20 protein-coding genes are annotated in these 18,046 nt (G+C 39.7%); 12 read left to right on the top strand and 8 right to left on the bottom strand.

Features of this window, described 5'->3' with window-relative positions; genetic code table 11:
• Positions 1–12: 12 nt before the first annotated feature.
• Positions 13–1,140, bottom strand: a complete 1,128-nt coding sequence (gene wecB / locus F948_RS15215) for a non-hydrolyzing UDP-N-acetylglucosamine 2-epimerase (RefSeq protein WP_004966934.1) — start codon at positions 1,138–1,140, stop codon at positions 13–15.
• A 332-nt stretch (positions 1,141–1,472) separates the two neighbouring features.
• Here wecB and F948_RS15210 point away from each other — a divergent pair, with 332 nt between their 5' ends.
• Both F948_RS15210 and F948_RS15205 read left to right on the top strand, forming a co-directional pair.
• Positions 1,473–2,180 (top strand): BamJ family beta-barrel-assembly machinery protein, encoded by a 708-nt coding sequence (locus F948_RS15210; protein WP_004966932.1) that lies wholly within the window; start codon positions 1,473–1,475, stop codon positions 2,178–2,180.
• A 44-nt stretch (positions 2,181–2,224) separates the two neighbouring features.
• Positions 2,225–2,908, top strand: coding sequence for a BamJ family beta-barrel-assembly machinery protein (locus tag F948_RS15205; protein ID WP_017397343.1), 684 nt, complete (start codon positions 2,225–2,227; stop codon positions 2,906–2,908).
• Positions 2,909–2,939: 31 nt separating this feature from the next.
• Here F948_RS15205 and murJ read toward each other — a convergent pair whose 3' ends face one another.
• Together murJ and ampD are read right to left on the bottom strand one after the other, a co-directional pair.
• Entirely contained in the window at positions 2,940–4,490 is a 1,551-nt protein-coding gene (murJ, locus tag F948_RS15200; protein WP_171053839.1) for a murein biosynthesis integral membrane protein MurJ, read from the bottom strand.
• 82 nt (positions 4,491–4,572) lie between these two features.
• Entirely contained in the window at positions 4,573–5,145 is a 573-nt protein-coding gene (gene ampD, locus F948_RS15195; protein WP_004966926.1) for a 1,6-anhydro-N-acetylmuramyl-L-alanine amidase AmpD, read from the bottom strand.
• Positions 5,146–5,289: 144 nt separating this feature from the next.
• Here ampD and nadC point away from each other — a divergent pair, with 144 nt between their 5' ends.
• Positions 5,290–6,135 carry a carboxylating nicotinate-nucleotide diphosphorylase gene (nadC, locus tag F948_RS15190; protein WP_004966924.1) on the top strand — a complete coding sequence of 282 codons (846 nt, stop codon included), beginning with the start codon at positions 5,290–5,292 and terminating at the stop codon, positions 6,133–6,135.
• Here the strand turns inward: nadC and F948_RS16525 are convergent.
• On the bottom strand, positions 6,132–6,299 hold the full coding sequence (locus F948_RS16525) for an ABZJ_00068 family colistin stress protein (protein ID WP_004966922.1): 168 nt from the start codon (positions 6,297–6,299) through the stop codon (positions 6,132–6,134). The genes nadC and F948_RS16525 overlap by 4 nt on opposite strands.
• A 186-nt stretch (positions 6,300–6,485) precedes the next feature.
• On the opposite strand from F948_RS16525, the gene F948_RS15185 reads away from it, so the two are divergent.
• On the top strand, positions 6,486–6,722 hold the full coding sequence (locus F948_RS15185; protein ID WP_004966920.1) for a hypothetical protein: 237 nt from the start codon (positions 6,486–6,488) through the stop codon (positions 6,720–6,722).
• Positions 6,723–6,781: 59 nt separating this feature from the next.
• Here the strand turns inward: F948_RS15185 and rph are convergent, their stop codons facing one another.
• The 3 genes from rph to F948_RS15170 all read right to left on the bottom strand — a co-directional run bounded on the left by rph (position 6,782) and on the right by F948_RS15170 (position 9,883).
• Positions 6,782–7,498, bottom strand: coding sequence for a ribonuclease PH (gene rph, locus F948_RS15180; RefSeq protein ID WP_004907303.1), 717 nt, complete (start codon positions 7,496–7,498; stop codon positions 6,782–6,784).
• Between the two features lie 124 nt (positions 7,499–7,622).
• Positions 7,623–8,813, bottom strand: coding sequence for a fatty acid desaturase family protein (locus F948_RS15175; RefSeq protein WP_004966919.1), 1,191 nt, complete (start codon positions 8,811–8,813; stop codon positions 7,623–7,625).
• A gap of 29 nt (positions 8,814–8,842) precedes the next feature.
• A complete protein-coding gene (locus tag F948_RS15170; RefSeq protein WP_004966918.1) occupies positions 8,843–9,883 on the bottom strand; it encodes a ferredoxin reductase in 1,041 nt (346 codons plus the stop codon).
• Between the two features lie 427 nt (positions 9,884–10,310).
• Between F948_RS15170 and F948_RS15165 the strand changes: the two genes are divergently transcribed.
• Complete coding sequence (locus F948_RS15165; protein ID WP_004956897.1) at positions 10,311–10,961, top strand: TetR family transcriptional regulator; 651 nt, start codon at positions 10,311–10,313, stop codon at positions 10,959–10,961.
• Positions 10,962–11,067: 106 nt separating this feature from the next.
• Complete coding sequence (locus F948_RS15160) at positions 11,068–11,706, top strand: TetR/AcrR family transcriptional regulator (protein ID WP_004907310.1); 639 nt, start codon at positions 11,068–11,070, stop codon at positions 11,704–11,706.
• Between the two features lie 52 nt (positions 11,707–11,758).
• Here the strand turns inward: F948_RS15160 and F948_RS15155 are convergent, their stop codons facing one another.
• A complete protein-coding gene (locus tag F948_RS15155; protein ID WP_004907312.1) occupies positions 11,759–12,379 on the bottom strand; it encodes a thiol:disulfide interchange protein DsbA/DsbL in 621 nt (206 codons plus the stop codon).
• 169 nt (positions 12,380–12,548) lie between these two features.
• Between F948_RS15155 and ubiG the strand changes: the two genes are divergently transcribed.
• The 6 genes from ubiG (at position 12,549) to F948_RS15125 (ending at position 18,035) form a co-directional block, all read left to right on the top strand.
• Complete coding sequence (gene ubiG, locus F948_RS15150) at positions 12,549–13,262, top strand: bifunctional 2-polyprenyl-6-hydroxyphenol methylase/3-demethylubiquinol 3-O-methyltransferase UbiG (protein WP_004907314.1); 714 nt, start codon at positions 12,549–12,551, stop codon at positions 13,260–13,262.
• Positions 13,262–13,960, top strand: a complete 699-nt coding sequence (locus tag F948_RS15145; RefSeq protein WP_004966917.1) for an HAD family hydrolase — start codon at positions 13,262–13,264, stop codon at positions 13,958–13,960. The genes ubiG and F948_RS15145 overlap by 1 nt, the downstream gene beginning before the upstream one ends.
• Positions 13,961–13,990: 30 nt before the next feature.
• Positions 13,991–14,737 (top strand): YciK family oxidoreductase, encoded by a 747-nt coding sequence (locus F948_RS15140; RefSeq protein WP_004907319.1) that lies wholly within the window; start codon positions 13,991–13,993, stop codon positions 14,735–14,737.
• Positions 14,738–14,886: 149 nt separating this feature from the next.
• Positions 14,887–15,267, top strand: a complete 381-nt coding sequence (locus F948_RS15135; RefSeq protein ID WP_004966915.1) for an RcnB family protein — start codon at positions 14,887–14,889, stop codon at positions 15,265–15,267.
• 111 nt (positions 15,268–15,378) lie between these two features.
• Positions 15,379–16,734 carry an amino-acid N-acetyltransferase gene (gene argA, locus F948_RS15130; RefSeq protein WP_004966913.1) on the top strand — a complete coding sequence of 452 codons (1,356 nt, stop codon included), beginning with the start codon at positions 15,379–15,381 and terminating at the stop codon, positions 16,732–16,734.
• Between the two features lie 308 nt (positions 16,735–17,042).
• Entirely contained in the window at positions 17,043–18,035 is a 993-nt protein-coding gene (locus F948_RS15125) for a sulfonate ABC transporter substrate-binding protein (protein ID WP_004966912.1), read from the top strand.
• The last annotated feature ends 11 nt before the right edge of the window (positions 18,036–18,046 follow it).

Below are 18,046 nucleotides of genomic sequence, written 5' to 3'. Positions count from 1 at the left end.
AAAAATTTTAAATTACAATGCGTGCTGTCGAAGAAAATCAATAATTTTCTGACAAGCTGTACCATCCCCATAGGGATTATGTGCTCCAGCCATACCATGATATATAGCTGGGTCATCCAACAATGCAGAGACATTTTGCACAATTTGTGCTTTATCTGTCCCAACTAATTTCACTGTGCCTGCTTCAACTGCTTCTGGTCGCTCTGTTGTGTCTCTCATTACCAATACTGGTTTGCCTAAGGAAGGTGCTTCTTCTTGAATGCCCCCAGAGTCAGTCATAATGAGATCGCAACGATTCATCAAATACACAAAAGGTAGATAGTGTTGCGGTGCAATTAAAAAGATATTTGGAATATTGGACAATAACTGTTGTACAGGTTGTTGTACATTCGGATTTAAATGTACAGGATACACAATTTGTAAATCTGGATATTTCTCTGCAAGTTCAGCCAATGCTGAACAAATATTGAGAAAACCTTGGCCAAAATTCTCCCGACGATGCCCGGTCACTAAAAGTAATTTTTTTGTTGAATCCAGAAAGGTAAAAGTATGTTGAAATTCTTTAATCAGGGCTTGATCATGTTCAACTTTCTCTTTGACTTGGAGTAAGGCATCAATCACGGTATTACCCGTAATGACAATGCATTCAGGTTGCACATTTTCTTTGATTAAATTTTGATAGGACGATTGTGTCGGCGCAAAATGATAATTGGCTAAAACGCCTGTTAACTGTCGATTAGCTTCTTCTGGCCAAGGTGAATAGAGATCACCTGTACGTAGACCCGCTTCAACATGACCTACTTTAATTTTATGGTAGTATGCAGCCAAAGATGCTGCAAATGTCGTCGCTGTATCACCATGGACTAAAACCAGATCTGGTTGCCACTCTAAAAAGACCTGCTCAAGCCCTTTTAAAACACCCGCTGTCACGTCCGACAATGTCTGACCTTGCCTCATCAGATTTAAGTCATAATCGGGATTCAGTTGAAATAGTGCTAAGACTTGGTCCAGCATTTCTCGGTGCTGACCTGTCACACAGACTTTACATTCAAAGTCATTCTGCTGCTGAAGATGCAATGCAAGTGGTGCCATTTTGATTGCTTCTGGACGTGTACCGAAAACCAATAAGACTTTTTTCACGACATATATCCTGTTTTCAGCCCTAAGTGACAAGCGAGAGAACTATCTAAGAAAATTCAATCTGTAGATAGTTTGAATATTAGAGTTTGATATAATATCAGACTTTGATTTAGCACTAAATCCATTCTCAAACTGTACTGCAAAGAAGCACTAGAAAAATCACTCTTTTATTTTGATTCTTCAGATATCACATATATAAAGAGTATGTTCACAAATACATAAGAAACGTAGCAAAAATTCACTCGATTTTAAGATCAATGATTCTATGCTTTAACTCAACCATGCTAAGATCAATGGCATCAATTTTATGCAAAAAATGATTTGGACATCTCATGAGTAAAGCTTTACCTCTCATTGCTGCAGTTGTGTTAGGCGGTGCGGCCCTAGTACCTGTTTATTATGCGACACAAAATCCAACCACTGAGTTTGGCGCGAAAGCTGATAAAAATGCAGCGCCTGTTGCTAAGATCAGCTATGCTCTCGGTTATGAAGTTGCAAAACAAACTCCACCAGAGCTTGAAACGAATGCATTTATTACAGGTTTTCGTGATGCACATGCTCAGAAACCTGCAGCATACTCTGAGGAAGAATTACAAGCAGCATATGTAGAATTCCAAAAAGAGATGCAACAAAAGCAACAAGACGAAACCAAAAAAGTTGAGGCAACTAACTCAAGTTTCTTAGCTGAAAATGCTAAAAAAGAAGGTGTTAAAACAACAGCATCTGGCTTGCAATACAAAATCACCAAAGAAGGAACTGGCAAACAACCTGTTGCAACTTCTGTGGTTAAAGTACATTACAAAGGTCAATTGACTGACGGTAAAGTATTTGACAGCTCATACGATCGTGGTGAACCAATTGAGTTTCCATTAAATCAAGTCATTCCTGGTTGGACTGAAGGTCTACAACTCATGAAAGAAGGCGGTAAGGCAACGCTTTATATCCCTGCCAACTTAGGCTACGGTGAACAAGGCGTGCCAGGCTCTATCCCACCAAATAGTACTTTGATTTTTGATGTCGAATTAATCGCTGTAAAATAATGATATAGGGAGAGCTTGTGCTCTCCTTTATTTTGGAAGAAAGAATGAAAAAACTTACACTTACTCTCATAACATTGATGATTGGAACGGTTCAAGCAGCTCCTATCACCCTAAAAAGTCCACAAAAAGATCAATTAGGTTATAGCTACGGTTATTTAATGGGGAAAGGAAATACAGAAACACTCAAAGACTTAAATATCGAAACCTTTGTGCTAGGGCTTGAAGATGCAATTAAGGGAAAACCAGCAACTCTCAGTGATGAGCAAATGGCGACAGTTCTCAACCAATATAAAAAGCGACTTGAAGCCAAACAATTAGTTGAATTCCAAGAGCAGGCAGAAAAAAATGCCCAAGAAGGAAAAAACTTTCTAGCAGAGAATGCTAAAAAACCAGATATCATCACAACAAAATCAGGTTTACAGTATCAAGTTCTTCAACAAGGTACTGGTAAATCGCCAAAGTTAACATCGACAGTAAAAGTAAATTACGAAGGTCGGTTAATTGATGGAACTGTGTTTGATAGCTCAATTGCTCGCAACCATCCTGTTGAATTTAAACTGAATCAAGTCATTTCTGGCTGGACTGAAGGTGTCCAAACGATGAAAGAAGGTGGCAAAAGTCGTTTCTTTGTTCCATCTAACTTAGCATATGGTGACGTGGGTGCTGGAGATGCAATTGGACCAAATAGCACACTTATTTTTGATATTGAATTACTCGAAGTAAAATAGTAATAAACCCTCTTCATGAGGGTTTATTTTTTTAATGTTTCAAATGTCTTGGGTGAAAACCCGTGATTAGTAAACCAATAACATAAGCAGCGACACCCAATACACACAAGCCAACAACTTCTGCGATTCGCAACCACTGAGCGATATCACCTTGGTACCATGTTAAAGCATATGCAAGAGCAGCAATCATGGTTATGTTGGCCACTAAAAATTGGAAACTAAGCTTTTTCCAATGCGCCCCAAAACGATAGATATTTCTTTTGTGTAAATAAAAATAAAGCATCCCAGCATTGACTAAAGCAGAGCCAGAAGAAGCGAGTGCTAAAGCCATATGCTCAGCATGCCAATCAATTAATTTAAAGAACCCAATAAATACAACGTTTAAAATCGCATTTGCAGCAACTGCCATGAGACCGACACGAACTGGTGTTTTGGTATCCTGTTGTGCATAAAAACCTGGTGCAAACACTTTAATCAACATAAATGAAATTACACCCGCACTCATGCATTGCAATGCAAGTGCCGTCATATGTGTATCTTCTAAAGTAAATTCGCCACGTTGGAATAAAGCTTGAATAATCGGCGTCGATAACATGAATAATGCAATACTTGCAGGAATACCGACCAACATAATGATCTTGGCAGCCCAATCAATCATGCTTTTAAATTTAGCTTGATCTTGCTCAGCGTGACGCGCAGACAGTGAAGGCAAAATAACTGTGCCGATCGCAACCCCAATGAGACCTAATGGTAATTCAGTCATTCGTTCAGCACTGTATAACCACGATACTGAACCATCTTGCATGAACGATGCCCAAATCGTATTTAACAATAAATTAATTTGTGTCACTGAAACACCGAATAATGCAGGCAACATTAGTTTTAAGATACGATCAACACCCTCATGCTTAAAATCAACTTTAGGTGGAATAAGTAAGTTCTTTTTCCAAAGCTCAGGGATTTGTATCGCTAACTGTAAAACACCTGCAACCACGACAGCCCACCCTAATGCCATAATGGGTTCTGCCATAAAAGGTGTTAACCACCATGCTCCTGCAATCATCGCAATGTTCAAAAGCACAGGTGAAAATGCTGGCGATGCAAATGAGCCATAGCTATTTAAGATACTGCTCGCAAAAGCCGTCAACGACATGAACATTAAATAAGGGATCGTGAGGCGGAACATATCCACCGCTAAATCAAATTTCTCAGGATCGTTATGGAATCCTGGTGCATACAAATAAATAATCGCTGGTGCGGCAACCATCGCCACAAAAGTTAGCAATGACATAGCCGTCAGCAAACAACCAAATACTCGGCTAATCAGAATCTGTACTTCTGCATGTGTTTTACTAGTTTTATATTCGGTTAAAACAGGAATAAAGGCTTGAGAAAAAGCCCCTTCCGCAAATAAGCGTCGAAAAAAGTTTGGAATACGAAAGGCAACAACGAAAGTATCGAAATCTTTACCTGCACCAAATACATTTAATAGCACGATATCACGCACTAATCCCAAAACTCGAGATAACATCGTCATTGCACTGACAATAATAGTCGATCGCCACAATGCCATCGCATTCACCTACGGCTTATCTTTAAAAAGCGTTATTGTAATGAAACTCAAAATAGATTTCGTTGTGAAATCATAAATTGGCGGATATTTTTTAAGTTAATTTGGCTTGTGATAGTGCTTTTCGGAATCTTTGCCAATCAAAATAAGGACCTGGATCTGTTTTCCGCATTGGTGCAATATCAGAATGCCCCGCAATATGATTCTGAATTTTTGGATAGCTTTTAACTAGCATCAATACAACATCAACCAATGCTTGATACTGTTCGTCCTCGAAAGGAAGATCATCGCTACCTTCCAACTCAATGCCGATCGAATAATCATTACATTCTTTGTGTGCTAGATAACTCGAACGTCCAGCATGCCACGAACGATCATTGAAATTTACAAATTGAATCACTTCACCAGTGCGCAAAATCAATAGATGTGCGGATACTTGCATGCCTTCAATAGTCTGAAAATAAGGATGAGTATTCCAATCTAACTTATTTTGAAAGAATTGCTGGATATAACCACCACCAAATTGAGAAGGTGGCAAACTGATGTTATGAATAACAATCAGTTGAATGTCAGCATCCACTGGACGTGCATTAAAATTTGGTGATGGAAGTTGCGTCGCACCTTCTAATACACCATTTCGAATTTGCGCAAATCTAGAACGTTGCATGGTTTATCAAATCGGCAATTTAATCTTTATCTTTGCCATTTTGACATGCTTTATGCGCAATAATCGAGATGAAATGCTTATTTTTTATGTTGAGGGTGCTAATATAACGCACTAGTTTTTTGGTCAACCTATACTGGAAATAGTATGAGCATTCCTCAATCTTTGCTTGAACAATCGATTCAAATTAATATTCAACAAGCATTACAGGAAGATATTGGGGACGGTGATATTACCGCAATGCTCACACCAGAAGATGAGCAAGCTACAGCAACGATTATCACTCGTGAAGACATGGTATTAGCTGGTCAACCTTGGGTTAACGCCTTAATCAAAGCTTATGATAAAAATGTTCAAATCACGTGGTTAAAGCAAGAAGGTGAACTTGTTCAAGCCAATCAAGCTTTTCTAAAATTGGCAGGTTCAGCCCGTAGCTTACTGACTGTTGAGCGCCCTGCTTTGAATTTTGTGCAAACCCTTTCGGCTGTGGCGACCAAAACGGCAAATTACGTCAAACAATTGGATGGTTTAAACACTAAACTTTTGGATACACGCAAAACCTTACCTGGCTTACGCATCGCTCAAAAATATGCAGTGGCAATCGGTGGTGGTCAAAATCACCGTCTAGGTTTATTTGACGCTTTCTTAATTAAAGAAAATCACATTATGGCAGCAGGTGGTATTGCCCAAGCCATTACCAAAGCACATCAAATCGCACCAGGTAAACCAGTAGAAGTAGAAGTAGAGACTTGGGACGAACTGAATCAAGCACTCGAAGCTGGAGCTGATATCGTGATGTTAGATAATTTCAGCCAGCAACAAATGATTGATGCAGTGAAGCATGTTGCAGGACGTTGTAAGTTAGAAGCTTCAGGCAATATTACTATTGAGAACTTACGCGAAGTTGCAACAACTGGCGTAGATTATATTTCAATGGGTGTACTGACTAAGGATGTGAGAGCTGTAGATTTATCTATGCGTTTTAATGCTTAAGCATCATCCACATCTTTTGTTTCCTTCTGAGTCGAAGTGTCACGAGATACTTCGACTTTTTCATTCCAAGCTGACTTAGCTTGTGTCGAATCAGTAGAGCGTGGATCAACAGCCATCAAAACAAAAGTCACTGCTGTTAAAAAAACGAGAAATACTTGAACCATTATTCCCCCTCCTTGTTATTTTCAATTTACGCAAGCGTACCAAACTAAGATGAGCTAAATAAGCGGGTATTGTTACCGTTTGAAAATTTATAATGCGTCTATGTAGAGATAGATATTCATTGATCATGTTTATTTTTATGTCGCTTAGAGATACATTGACCCATAAACTATTTTAAATCATAAAAAATGGAATCTATTTTCGAAACCTTCTTTACTTTGCTTTTTCAAATCATCCGCTTTTTTCTGCATATCATTTTTGAAGTGATTATCGAAGGCTTAATTCGTGGCACTGGATATTGTGTTGTATCTGCTTATCGATTGAGACGTCACGTTGATATTGAGAGCACTGAGGTTTTTATTGTTGGCTTTATTACATGGGGCATGGTTATCTTTTTGGCTATTTATTTTTTCCTTCTGATCTAATCTTAAATAAAAAAAAGGCGGTCTAAAAAAAACAGACCGCCCGCACTATCAACTGGAACTTACCAACCGAGTGCTTGCTGTTGCTTTTGAATCAACTCTGAGATTCCTTTTTCTGCAAGCTCTAACATGGCATTACACTGCTGGCGTGTGAACGGTTTGTCTTCTGCCGTCCCTTGAATTTCAATAAATTCACCTGCTTGTGTCATCACCACGTTTAAATCCGTTTGGCAATTTGAATCTTCTTCGTAGCATAAATCTAGTAGGACTTCGTCTTGATACATTCCGACTGATATCGCTGCCACTAAACCTTTTAATGGGTCATGTTTAATTTTCTTGTTGCTCAGCAATACATTCATTGCGTCTACCAATGCAACCGCTGCACCTGTGATTGCCGCAGTACGTGTACCGCCATCCGCTTGGATCACATCACAGTCAATCGTAATCGTGTTTTCACCCAACTTCTTCAAGTCCACCATCGCACGAAGACTACGACCGATTAATCGTTGAATCTCTTGAGTACGACCCGTTTGCTTACCACGTGCTGCCTCACGATCACTACGCGTGTGCGTTGAGCGTGGCAACATGCCATATTCCGCAGTTACCCAACCTTGTCCCTGGCCTTTCAAGAAACGAGGTACTGAATTATCAATGCTTGCTGTACACAACACTTTGGTATGGCCAAATTCAACCAAAACTGAACCTTCAGCGTAACGGGTATAATTACGCGTAATCTTTACGTCACGTAACTGGTCTAATGCTCTTTGGTCAATACGCATAATAATTCCTTAAAACGATAGCACAACTATAATTGCACCATAGTATATCTCAATTACACGTACTTTCCCTTTTGCTTGTTGGTAAAGAGCATCGCTTAATGACTCAAACAATGCTCTATCTTAATTAAGCAGCTTTACCAAACATGCTTTTCACTGCGTCAACAAAGCTATGTTTGATCGCCACCAAACGGTCTACCACATTGTCAGGCAAAGAGTGAATCGCCAGACGTTTATATACACTCACAATTTGAGATCCAAACGGCGCTGTATTGTACTGTTGACCAAACTCTGCACAGACTGCACGTACTTTAGGAGCCATTTCTTGATAGCGGTTGGCAGGTACATCTGGGAACAAGTGATGTTCGATTTGATGACTCAAGTTGCCACTCAAGAAGTGCATGATTTTACCGCCAGTAAAGTTTGCTGAACCACGAATCTGACGCAAGTACCACTCTGCTTTGGTTTCATTATCAATATTGTCAGTGATAATTTCAGAGTCTTCTGTGAAGTGACCACAATAAATCACGGTCGATGCCCAGTAGTTACGAATCAAATTGGCAACAAAGTTACCCGCTAATACTGGCAAGAACATTGGACCAGCAATCAATGGGAACAATACATAATCTTTACCGAACTGACGTACCATCTTTTTGCGTAGATTTTTGGATTCTACATACACTTCTTTCCAAGTTTTGGTGCCATCAAATAATACTTTTTCCATCTCTAGACGTTGTAAAGCCAATAGCCATTCAAAACCCGTAGATAATACAAAACCCGTTGGTACGTTAAACAAAAAGCGAGGTTCCCACTTTTGCTCACGACTCATACGCATCACGCCATAACCACTAATGTCATGATCCATGCCGTACACATTGGTATAAGTATGGTGCTTATAGTTATGGGTATATTTCCAATCTTCACCCGTACACACCGTATCCCAGTCGTAGGTTGCACCATTAAGCGTTGGATCATTTAACCAGTCGAACTGACCATGCATCACATTATGACCAAGTTCCATATTTTCAACGATTTTAGATACGCCTAGCATAACGGTACCTAATAACCATACAGGTGGAATCCAACCACCAAACATCAACATGCCGCGTGACGCAATTTCGGTGTAGCGTACAAAGTTACGTACTTTATAAATATAATCAGAATCTTCTTTGCCAATTTTAGCCATGGTTTCAGTACGGATGGCTTCAATCTTACGGCCAAACTCTTGTACTTCTTCTGGTGTTAATGCACGGCTTGTATTACCGCCAAATTTGATTGGAGGAATCGTTTTAGTCGGATTTACTGTCATCATGTTCATAATATTATTCTCTATCTGGTCAATATGAATTAAAGGTCAATCTCAACGGGACTCACCGCTTCACTCACACACAACTTAATTTGCACATTGTTTTGGTTATCGATTTCACCTGTAAGTAGATTTTTCACTGCACCACTAACCTTGGTACAAACACAGGTATTACAAATCCCCATACGACAACCAAAAGATGGTTTCAAACCTGCAGCTTCAGCACTGGCCAATAGGTTGCCACGGCCTTCAAATTCTTGCACACTGCGGCGGAAATTGACTGGTTGGATTTGAGCATCCACATCCATCGTCACTGGCAAGAAGCTTTCTTGCGTTAAACGGTCTAACCAACCACGTTTCGCCCAGATTTGACGTGTCGCTTTCATCAACCCTGGAGCAGCACACACATAGGTTTGACGTTGAGCAGCATCAGCACACAAACGATCCAAAGTTTCTTCATCAAAATAAGCAGGTTGTTCAGCACTATCGACAATAATGTGTAGCTTAAAATGCGCATATTCTGCTGCCAGTGTTTCCAATTCAGTACGGAACGCTGGATCACGTGAGTAATAAATCAACGTTACAGGTTGATTTGAACGTGCTAAAGCCTGTTTCGCAATCGGAATAATCGGCGTAATACCACTACCTGCAGATACCAAAAGAATTGGTTGTTTACCTTCTTCTGTATCAAAGTCTTTTAGCGTAAATTCGCCCATCGCCTGAGTAATTTCAATCACATCACCAGCACGTGCGCTGTTAGCTAAATAGTTAGATACACGACCTTGTTTTTTTATACCCAATACCAATTTGTCGTGACTTGGTGAACTCACCAAGCTATACGCTCGTTGATGCAGCACACCATCAATACGAACCGTCACCATCACAAATTGACCAGGCTGATAGGTTGTAAATTTATTGTTACTGCTTAAAGTGACCTTGATCATTTCATCTGCAATAGGCTCAATCGCTTCGATTTTTGCCATAATGCGGCGCAAAGTCCACATCGGGTTAACCTTTGCAAGGATAAAATCAACAAAATCTTCACGAACCCAATGCGGTTGATAATTTAACTTAGCGTTCATACGTTCCTCGTTTTGTATCTGGCTATTTATATTGAGTGAACAAATGTTCATGTAGTGAACATGTGTACACTATATTAATTTGTGTTCACTGAGTCAACACTTGTTCACTAATTTTTGGTTATTTTTAATACTTTTTTATAAATCGCTAAAATGACGATAAAAAAATAATGGATTAATCAACAAATCTAACCCTAACAAAACATGTTTCTATTCTCACTTGGCAACTTCACTTCTTAACAGGCATTAAATGGTTATGAGAACAAAGAAAGTATTGGTATAAATTCTATTTGCAGCCTATTTGCTCATTTTCTTGCTAGGCTTTAGACACTTCTCAGGACAAAGTTGCTTTGTTTAATCCTCGCTCAGGGCTAAAAAAATCATGTTTTTTTTGCTAGACTCTGCTGTATGAATTCAATGGATCTTTTTCATGTCGATTAGAGATGAACGAAAACAACAGAGCCGACAAGCTCTGCTTGATGCAGCACTCCATCTCAGTACTTCTGGACGCTCATTTAGTAGTATCAGTTTGCGTGAAGTGGCTCGCGAAGTTGGTTTAGTACCAACGGCGTTTTATCGTCATTTCCAAGACATGGAAGCGTTAGGGCAAGAACTCGTTGATCAAGTTTCTTTGCATCTCAAAAGCCTGATTCATCAACTGGGGCAAAGTTATTTACAACACAGTGGGTCTGCCAAAACACGAACCAGCATTGAGTTGTTTGTCCAAGCAGTAAATCATAGCCCTCAACAGTGGCAATTTATGATCGCTGAACGTTGGGGTGGTTCTGAAACAGTACGAATTGCGATTGCCCGTGAAATCGAATTTTTGATAGAAGATCTTGCCATTGACCTGTGCAAACTCGAAACCTTCAAACATATTAAAGAAGCCAAAGACCTCCAAGTCTTATCAACGATTTTGATTAATATGTCCTTTACATGGGCGATGACATGGATCAACTTACCCAAACAGTTCACGATTGATCATTTGTTAGAACAGCAAAATTTATTTATCGATAATGCAGCGACTCAAGTGCGCTTACTATTTCGTGGGATCTCAAACTGGGAACCTCAAAACGCTTGATCATATCAATATGAAAGGTTGATATATAAAAGCATTGCTAAGCGTTATGATGCATTAGACAATAGCGCGATGCCGTTTAGAACACTATGAGGAGCTTAAAAGCATCATGAATCCTGATCGTCATACTCAGTTCTTAATACGTAAAGAAAAAATTTTGCAGGTTGCGGAAAAGCTATTATTAGAAAACAACCAAGAAATGACCCTCGATGAACTGGTTGCCGAACTGGATATCGCAAAAGGCACCTTATATAAGCATTTCCGTAGCAAAAATGAATTGTTACTTGAACTGATCATTCAAAATGAAAAAGAAATTCTCAAGATTTCGGATCAATACAATACAGATTTCAAAGAATATGCCCCTCGTTATATGCTGCATCATTTAACGGCGCCGAGTCGTACGATTCTTTTACATCAGTTAGAAGAACATCTGACCATGACAGAGTCGAAACTCAAACATTTGTTTGATGAACTATACGCTGTTCGCCAACAACGTATTGTTTCACTCAAAGACATGACTGAAAAATATTTAAAATCACAGAACTACGATATGTCGATTCGAGACTATTTATCTTATATCTGGTCTCTTACTTATGGCGCAGCATTATTATTGAACTCAAGCTATTACCAGCGTTCAATTGGCTCTCGCCAAAAACTGATTAATCTCTATGTCAGCCAAGCGCTATCTTTACCTACTCAAACAGTACAGATCGATCTAAAAGAATTTCAGCTCGATGAAAATGCTTAAATAAAAAAAGGACTGTGATGACAGTCCTTTTTTTATGATCGAAGCATGCCAATTATTTAGCTTTACGCTCTTTCTCAAGTAGGAAGTCAACGACTTGAGTCACTTTAGCATCTTCGCCTTGCACCACATATTTACCATTTACTACAACTGCTGGAACACCCGTCAACTGATATTGTTGAGCTAATTTGTTGGATTCAGCAATTTTTGCAGTAATTGGGAATGAATTGAACATACTGTTAAACTTCTGTTCTGGCACACCATAACGTGCAAAGAATTTTGCTTGAGAAGCTTGGTCAAAGATTTGTTGACCCCCTTCATGAATCGCATGGAACAATGGAATATGTGTTTTCTTGCGTACGCCAAGCGCTTCAGAAACGTAGTAACCACGTGCGCCCTGCTCCCATACTTTATTCATCGCAGCAGGTGTACGTAAGAAATAAACATCACTTGGAATCTTCTTTAACCACGTTTGCATATGTGGCTCAAGTTTGAAGCAATGTGGACATCCGTACCAAAAGAATTCACGTACTTCGAGTTTGCCTGCTGGTGCAGCGGTCTTCACTGGATTCGCAACCACCGTATAATCTTTACCAGCAACAAAATTAGCCGCCATAGCATTCATTGAAAACGCCATTGCAACCGCACTTAAACCACCTAATACTAACTTTTTCATTGAGTTTGCTTTTCCTCTAAGCATTTTTCGTAAGTTTATATGCTAAATATAAATCAAACACGATCAATTCGTTTTGCTTCTGTGAAGTTTTTTATAGGATTTATCGCTTTTTTTTCAAGAATCGCTACACTAGACCTAGATCATTATGCCAATAAATAGAGGTGACACCATGTCGCAATTGAATGTTGACCCACAAGAAATCGCAAAATTTGAAGCATTGGCTGCCAAATGGTGGGATCAACATTCTGAATTCCGCCCTCTCCATCAAATTAACCCATTACGTTTAAACTGGATTGATGAGCGTGTAGGTGGATTGGCAGGCAAGAAAGTTTTGGATGTCGGTTGCGGTGGTGGCATCCTCGCAGAAAGCATGGCACGTCGTGGTGCAGATGTTCTCGGTATTGATATGGGCGAAGCCCCACTCGCTGTCGGTCGTCTACACGCACAACAAGAAAATGTACAAAACATTGAATATCGCCAAATCCCTGTTGAGCAGCTTGCTCTAGAGCAAGCAGGTCAATACGATGTTGTCACATGCATGGAAATGATGGAGCACGTGCCTGATCCAGCTTCGATTGTAAAAGCATGTCAAAGTTTGGTGAAACCAGGCGGTCATGTATTCTTTTCAACGATCAACCGTAATCCTAAATCGTATTTGTTTGCGATCATTGGCGCTGAGTACGTGTTACGTTTACTACCAAAAGGCACGCACGATTATCATAAATTCATTCGCCCATCTGAAATGGCGCATGATATTCGCAACGCTGGTCTTAGCTTAAAAGAAATGATTGGTCTTCACTATAATCCAATCACCAAACACTATTGGTTAGCCCCAAATGTCGATGTGAATTATATGGTTCATACTACAAATACAGGTGCCTAATGAAAGCGGTATTATTCGATCTTGATGGAACGCTCATAGACACTGCGGCTGACTTTATTCGCATTATTCAACAGATGTGTCGTGATGAGCAACGTCCAGTTGTTGATGCAGAGTTAATTCGAACTCAAGTGTCAGAAGGCGCTCGAGCCATGGTGAAATTGGTTTATCCAGAGTTAGACGTGACTGATCCTGTGTTTCTCGCTCATCGCCAACGCTTTTTAGATGTATATGGTAAAAATATCGTTGTTGATACAGACCTTTTTAATGGTATGTACCCTTTACTCGAAGAGCTAGAAGCAAAACAAATTCCATGGGGTATCGTAACCAACAAACCACGTGGTCTGAGTGAGTCACTGCTTAAAGAGTTAAATCTCAGCTCACGTTGTTCAGTCTTGGTTTGCCCCGAAGATGTTCAAAATACCAAACCAGATCCTGAACCAATGTATTTGGCAGCAAAACAACTTCAAATCGCTGCCGAAGAAATCATCTATGTTGGTGATCATCCTCGTGATATCGATGCAGGTCGTAATGCGAGTATGTATACGATTTTGGCAGCGTATGGTTATTTACCAACTGAATCACGTGATGACCTTGATGCGTGGAATGCAGATGCGATTATCCAAACAGTTCCGGAATTACATGAATTGCTCAAACAGAAAATCACTGTTTTGTCAGAAAATCAGCGTATGATGGGTTAAACATTAAAGATAATTATAGGAGGCATAACAATGAAATATTCAGAATATCAACCTCGTCCTGATCTATTAAAAGACCGCATTATTCTGATTACAGGTGCGGGTGATGGAATTGGTCGTGCGGCTGCTATTAGTTATGCCTTGCATGGCGCAACCGTCGTATTACATGGTCGCACACTAAATAAGCTTGAAGTTATTTACGATGAAATTGAGGGCTTAGGTGCGCCTCAACCTGCAATTTTACCTTTACAGCTGTCTACCGCATCAAGCCATGACTATGAGCTATTGGTCGACACACTCGAGCAACAGTTTGGTCGTTTAGACGGTATTTTACATAATGCAGGCATGTTAGGTGATCGCGTCGAATTAGCACATTATCCTGTAGATGTTTGGGATGATGTTATGGCCGTTAATCTAAGAGCGCCTTTTGCATTAACTCAAGCATTATTACCTTTACTCGAAAAGTCTGATCGCGCTTCAGTTGTATTTACCAGTTCAAGTGTAGGTCGAGAAGCTCGTGCATTGTGGGGGGCTTACTCCGTTTCAAAAGTCGCGATTGAAGCGATGAGTAAAATTTTTGCAGCTGAAAATACGTATCCGAATATTCGATTCAACTGCATCAATCCTGGTGGGACGCGAACAGCCATGCGAGCAAAAGCCTATCCTGAAGAGGATCCAAAGGTTTTACCAACACCGGATAGCATCATGCCTGCCTATTTATATTTGATGGGTGATGACAGTTTAGAAATGAATGGTCAAAGCATAGATGCTCAAAGTTAGAATGATAAAAATTCTAACGGATGAGTGAGAGAGGCTGCTGAAGGAATCTTCATAGTTTTAAACGAATCATGAATTGATCTTCACAGTTTCTCTGCATTTTTAAGTTACAGTTTTCACATGAGAGACATCCGAAGTCACTAAGGTGCATCATGAAAAAAATTTTCATTATCTTTGTTTTAGGTTCAACCGCTGTATTAAGTAGTATGAACAGCATCGCAGGTCCACACTTTGATCGCGGAGAAGACTCGCGAGGTGGTTGGCAGGGTCGTGGTTTAGATAACTCGGATAATGAAAATCGTATGCGTGAACGTCGTATACGCGAAGAACGTGGTGTTGAACGTTTGAAACAACATCGCTGGCAAGCAGGTTATGTGATGCCTCAACATTATCGAGGTAATGGTTATAAAGTTGATTATAAACAAAATAATCTTCCGAAACCGGGTCGAAATGAACAATGGTATAAAATCAATAATGACTACATTCTAGTCAATTCCGATGATAATAGTATTATTCGTATTGTCGGTTTCTAAGCCTTTGAAACCTCAGTTGAGCAATTTAAATTCGCCACAACAGTACTAAGAGATTTATCTTTTGCTTTTTTTGGTTAGAATCAAATAAATTGCAGTAAATCTGAGATCGATATGGCGAACCAAATCACTGAAACTTCAAATAGTACAGCGCAAGATTATGTACATTGGTTTCGCCATTCAGCACCTTATATCAATGCTCATCGTGATAAAACATTCGTCCTGATGTTTGGCGGTGAAGCGGTTCAACATGATAATTTCCAACATATCATCCATGATATTGCCTTACTGCACTCGTTAGGTATTCGTCTGATCCTAGTACATGGTGCACGCCCTCAAATTAATCAAAATTTGCTTGAACGCAAAATTGAAACACCTTTTCATCAAAATCGTCGTGTAACGACACGCGAGTCTTTACGTGGCGTTATGAATGCTGTTGGTTCGATTCGCTTAGAAATAGAAGCACTACTGTCTATGGGCCTTGCGAACTCACCGATGTACGGCGCCCGTATTGATGTTGTATCGGGTAATTTTGTCACCGCAAAACCTTATGGTATTCGTGATGGTATCGATTTCCAACTGACAGGTGATGTACGTTCAATCGATACAGATGCAATTCAGCGTCATTTAGATAATCACAATATTGTATTGCTGGGACCGACAGGCTACTCCACCACAGGTGAGGTGTTTAATTTACTGGCTGAGGAGGTTGCAACCAAAACCGCAACTGCGATTAAAGCCGATAAACTTATTTTCTTGGGTGAAAAACAAGGTTTAATGAATCAAAAACAGCACTTGCTTCGTGAACTAAGCCCTCGTCAACTTGAACCTTATATTCAACAGTTCCAAGCAGATAATCCTGAATTTTCATTACATTTAAAACAAGCTCAACAAGCCTCTTTATCAGGGGTTCATCGTGTACATTTAATTTCTTATGCTTATGATGGCGCATTGATTGAGGAGTTATTCACTCGTGATGGTATAGGTACCATGATTACCGATGCACATTATGAAGAAGTTCGAATTGCCAATATCCATGATGTTGGTGGTCTCATTAATCTACTTCGTCCACTCGAACAAGAAGGTATTTTGGTTTATCGCTCTCGGGAACGTCTTGAGAGTGAGATTGAACAATTTGCAGTGATTGAACGAGATGGCATGATCTTGGCTTGCGCTGCATTGTATCCAATACCTGCACAGGACGATGAAATTCGTTCAGCCGAAATTGCCTGTGTTGCAGTCGATTCTAGCTATCGAAAATCCAATCGTGGCAGCCAAATTCTGCAATTCTTGGAAAGCAAAGCCAAACAGCAAGGTATACAACAATTATTCGTTCTCACCACTCGAACAGGTCACTGGTTTTTAGAGCAAGGATTTATTCCTGCCACTGTGGATGACTTACCTAACGCCCGCCAAGCGCTCTATAATTATCAAAGAAACTCACTTGTGTTTAAAAAGGCATTGAACTAATCCAAGTACGTGAAGATATTTTTATTTCTGATAAAGATATCTTCGAATCGCTCAATACTGTGATTATCGTTTTAATTTAATTTGATCTAAAACCCTAAAGAAAATTTAAAAGATATAATAAACATTAGCTTAGGTGAGATTTTTTAATTCTTTCATTATTCAATAAATCACTAAACTTATTCTTTTTTCTATTTTGCACTTTTACTGATAACTAAAGCCTGATTATTTATTTTTTCTGCAATAAAAAGCGTTCTAGTTTATTGCTCACTTATTTAGATCTTTTTGGATTTACGGGGAGCACAACCACTATGAACATTTCAATCCATTCTTCATGGCTAAAATACACACTTCTTGCTGCAAGTCTTGGCAGCTTATTGGGTATTTCTGGTTGTGCTAAAAAACCTGAGCAGCAAGCAGAAACAAAACAAGAAACCACAACATTAAACATCGGCTTCCAGAAATATGGCATCTTGCCGATTGTCAAAGCAAAAGGTGAATTAGAAAAAAGTCTTGCTGCTCAGGGTGTGAATATTAAATGGGTTGAGTTTCCAGCGGGTCCTCAACTCTTAGAAGGTTTAAATGTTGGGAGCGTAGTATTTGGTGAAGCAGGTGAAGCACCACCTATCTTTGCTCAAGCAGCGAACCCTAACTTAGTTTACGTTGCAAACCAACCACCTGCACCTACTGCTGAAGCTCTGATTGTGCAGAAAGATTCTCCGATTCAATCAATACAAGATTTGAAGGGTAAACGTGTTGCTTTAAACAAAGGTTCAAACGTTCATTATCTTTTATTAAAACTGCTTGAAGCACATAACCTTACGCTCAATGACATTCAACCCGTTTATCTCCCTCCTTCTGATGCACGTGCTGCGTTTGAAAAAGGTGCCGTCGATGCTTGGGTAATTTGGGATCCATTCTTCTCTGCTGCAGAACATCAAATCCAAGCTCGAGTAATTGCGAACGGTGAACATCTGGTCAGTAATCATCAATTCTATTTGGCTGATCGTAAGTTTGCTGAATCCAATCCTGCAGTTTTGGAAACTCTAGTTGCCACTCTGAATCAAACAACTGACTGGGTCAAAGCACATCCTGATGACGCAGCTAAATTACTCGAAAAACCGACAGGGCTGGAATTTGCGGTTTTAAAAACATCAATCTCTCGTATGGGTTTCGGCGTTCAACCAATCTCTGAAAAAGTCGCTAAAGAACAACAATACGTTGCTGATGCATTTTTTGCGCAAAAACTTATTCCAAAGCAGCTTGTCATCCAAGATGCCATTCTAAAAAACGATGTTAAATAATTGGAGATTTC

Origin of the sequence: Acinetobacter junii CIP 64.5 (genome assembly GCF_000368765.1) — a bacterium.
GTDB lineage: Bacteria > Pseudomonadota > Gammaproteobacteria > Pseudomonadales > Moraxellaceae > Acinetobacter > Acinetobacter junii.
Note: the sequence above shows the minus strand (reverse complement) of the source record. Positions and strands in the feature narration are given on the sequence as shown.

Bases quoted from the DNA above. Each gene is read 5' to 3' on its own strand.
- F948_RS15125 (WP_004966912.1), top strand. From the start codon at position 17,043: ATGAACATTTCAATCCATTCTTCATGGCTAAAATACACACTTCTTGCT.
- nadC (WP_004966924.1), top strand. From the start codon at position 5,290: ATGAGCATTCCTCAATCTTTGCTTGAACAATCGATTCAAATTAATATT.
- F948_RS15185 (WP_004966920.1), top strand. From the start codon at position 6,486: ATGGAATCTATTTTCGAAACCTTCTTTACTTTGCTTTTTCAAATCATC.
- F948_RS15160 (WP_004907310.1), top strand. From the start codon at position 11,068: ATGAATCCTGATCGTCATACTCAGTTCTTAATACGTAAAGAAAAAATT.
- F948_RS15205 (WP_017397343.1), top strand. From the start codon at position 2,225: ATGAAAAAACTTACACTTACTCTCATAACATTGATGATTGGAACGGTT.
- F948_RS15210 (WP_004966932.1), top strand. From the start codon at position 1,473: ATGAGTAAAGCTTTACCTCTCATTGCTGCAGTTGTGTTAGGCGGTGCG.
- ampD (WP_004966926.1), bottom strand. From the start codon at position 5,145: ATGCAACGTTCTAGATTTGCGCAAATTCGAAATGGTGTATTAGAAGGT.
- F948_RS15135 (WP_004966915.1), top strand. From the start codon at position 14,887: ATGAAAAAAATTTTCATTATCTTTGTTTTAGGTTCAACCGCTGTATTA.
- rph (WP_004907303.1), bottom strand. From the start codon at position 7,498: ATGCGTATTGACCAAAGAGCATTAGACCAGTTACGTGACGTAAAGATT.
- F948_RS15165 (WP_004956897.1), top strand. From the start codon at position 10,311: ATGTCGATTAGAGATGAACGAAAACAACAGAGCCGACAAGCTCTGCTT.
- F948_RS15140 (WP_004907319.1), top strand. From the start codon at position 13,991: ATGAAATATTCAGAATATCAACCTCGTCCTGATCTATTAAAAGACCGC.
- F948_RS16525 (WP_004966922.1), bottom strand. From the start codon at position 6,299: ATGGTTCAAGTATTTCTCGTTTTTTTAACAGCAGTGACTTTTGTTTTG.
- F948_RS15155 (WP_004907312.1), bottom strand. From the start codon at position 12,379: ATGAAAAAGTTAGTATTAGGTGGTTTAAGTGCGGTTGCAATGGCGTTT.
- argA (WP_004966913.1), top strand. From the start codon at position 15,379: ATGGCGAACCAAATCACTGAAACTTCAAATAGTACAGCGCAAGATTAT.
- ubiG (WP_004907314.1), top strand. From the start codon at position 12,549: ATGTCGCAATTGAATGTTGACCCACAAGAAATCGCAAAATTTGAAGCA.
- F948_RS15145 (WP_004966917.1), top strand. From the start codon at position 13,262: ATGAAAGCGGTATTATTCGATCTTGATGGAACGCTCATAGACACTGCG.
- F948_RS15170 (WP_004966918.1), bottom strand. From the start codon at position 9,883: ATGAACGCTAAGTTAAATTATCAACCGCATTGGGTTCGTGAAGATTTT.
- F948_RS15175 (WP_004966919.1), bottom strand. From the start codon at position 8,813: ATGAACATGATGACAGTAAATCCGACTAAAACGATTCCTCCAATCAAA.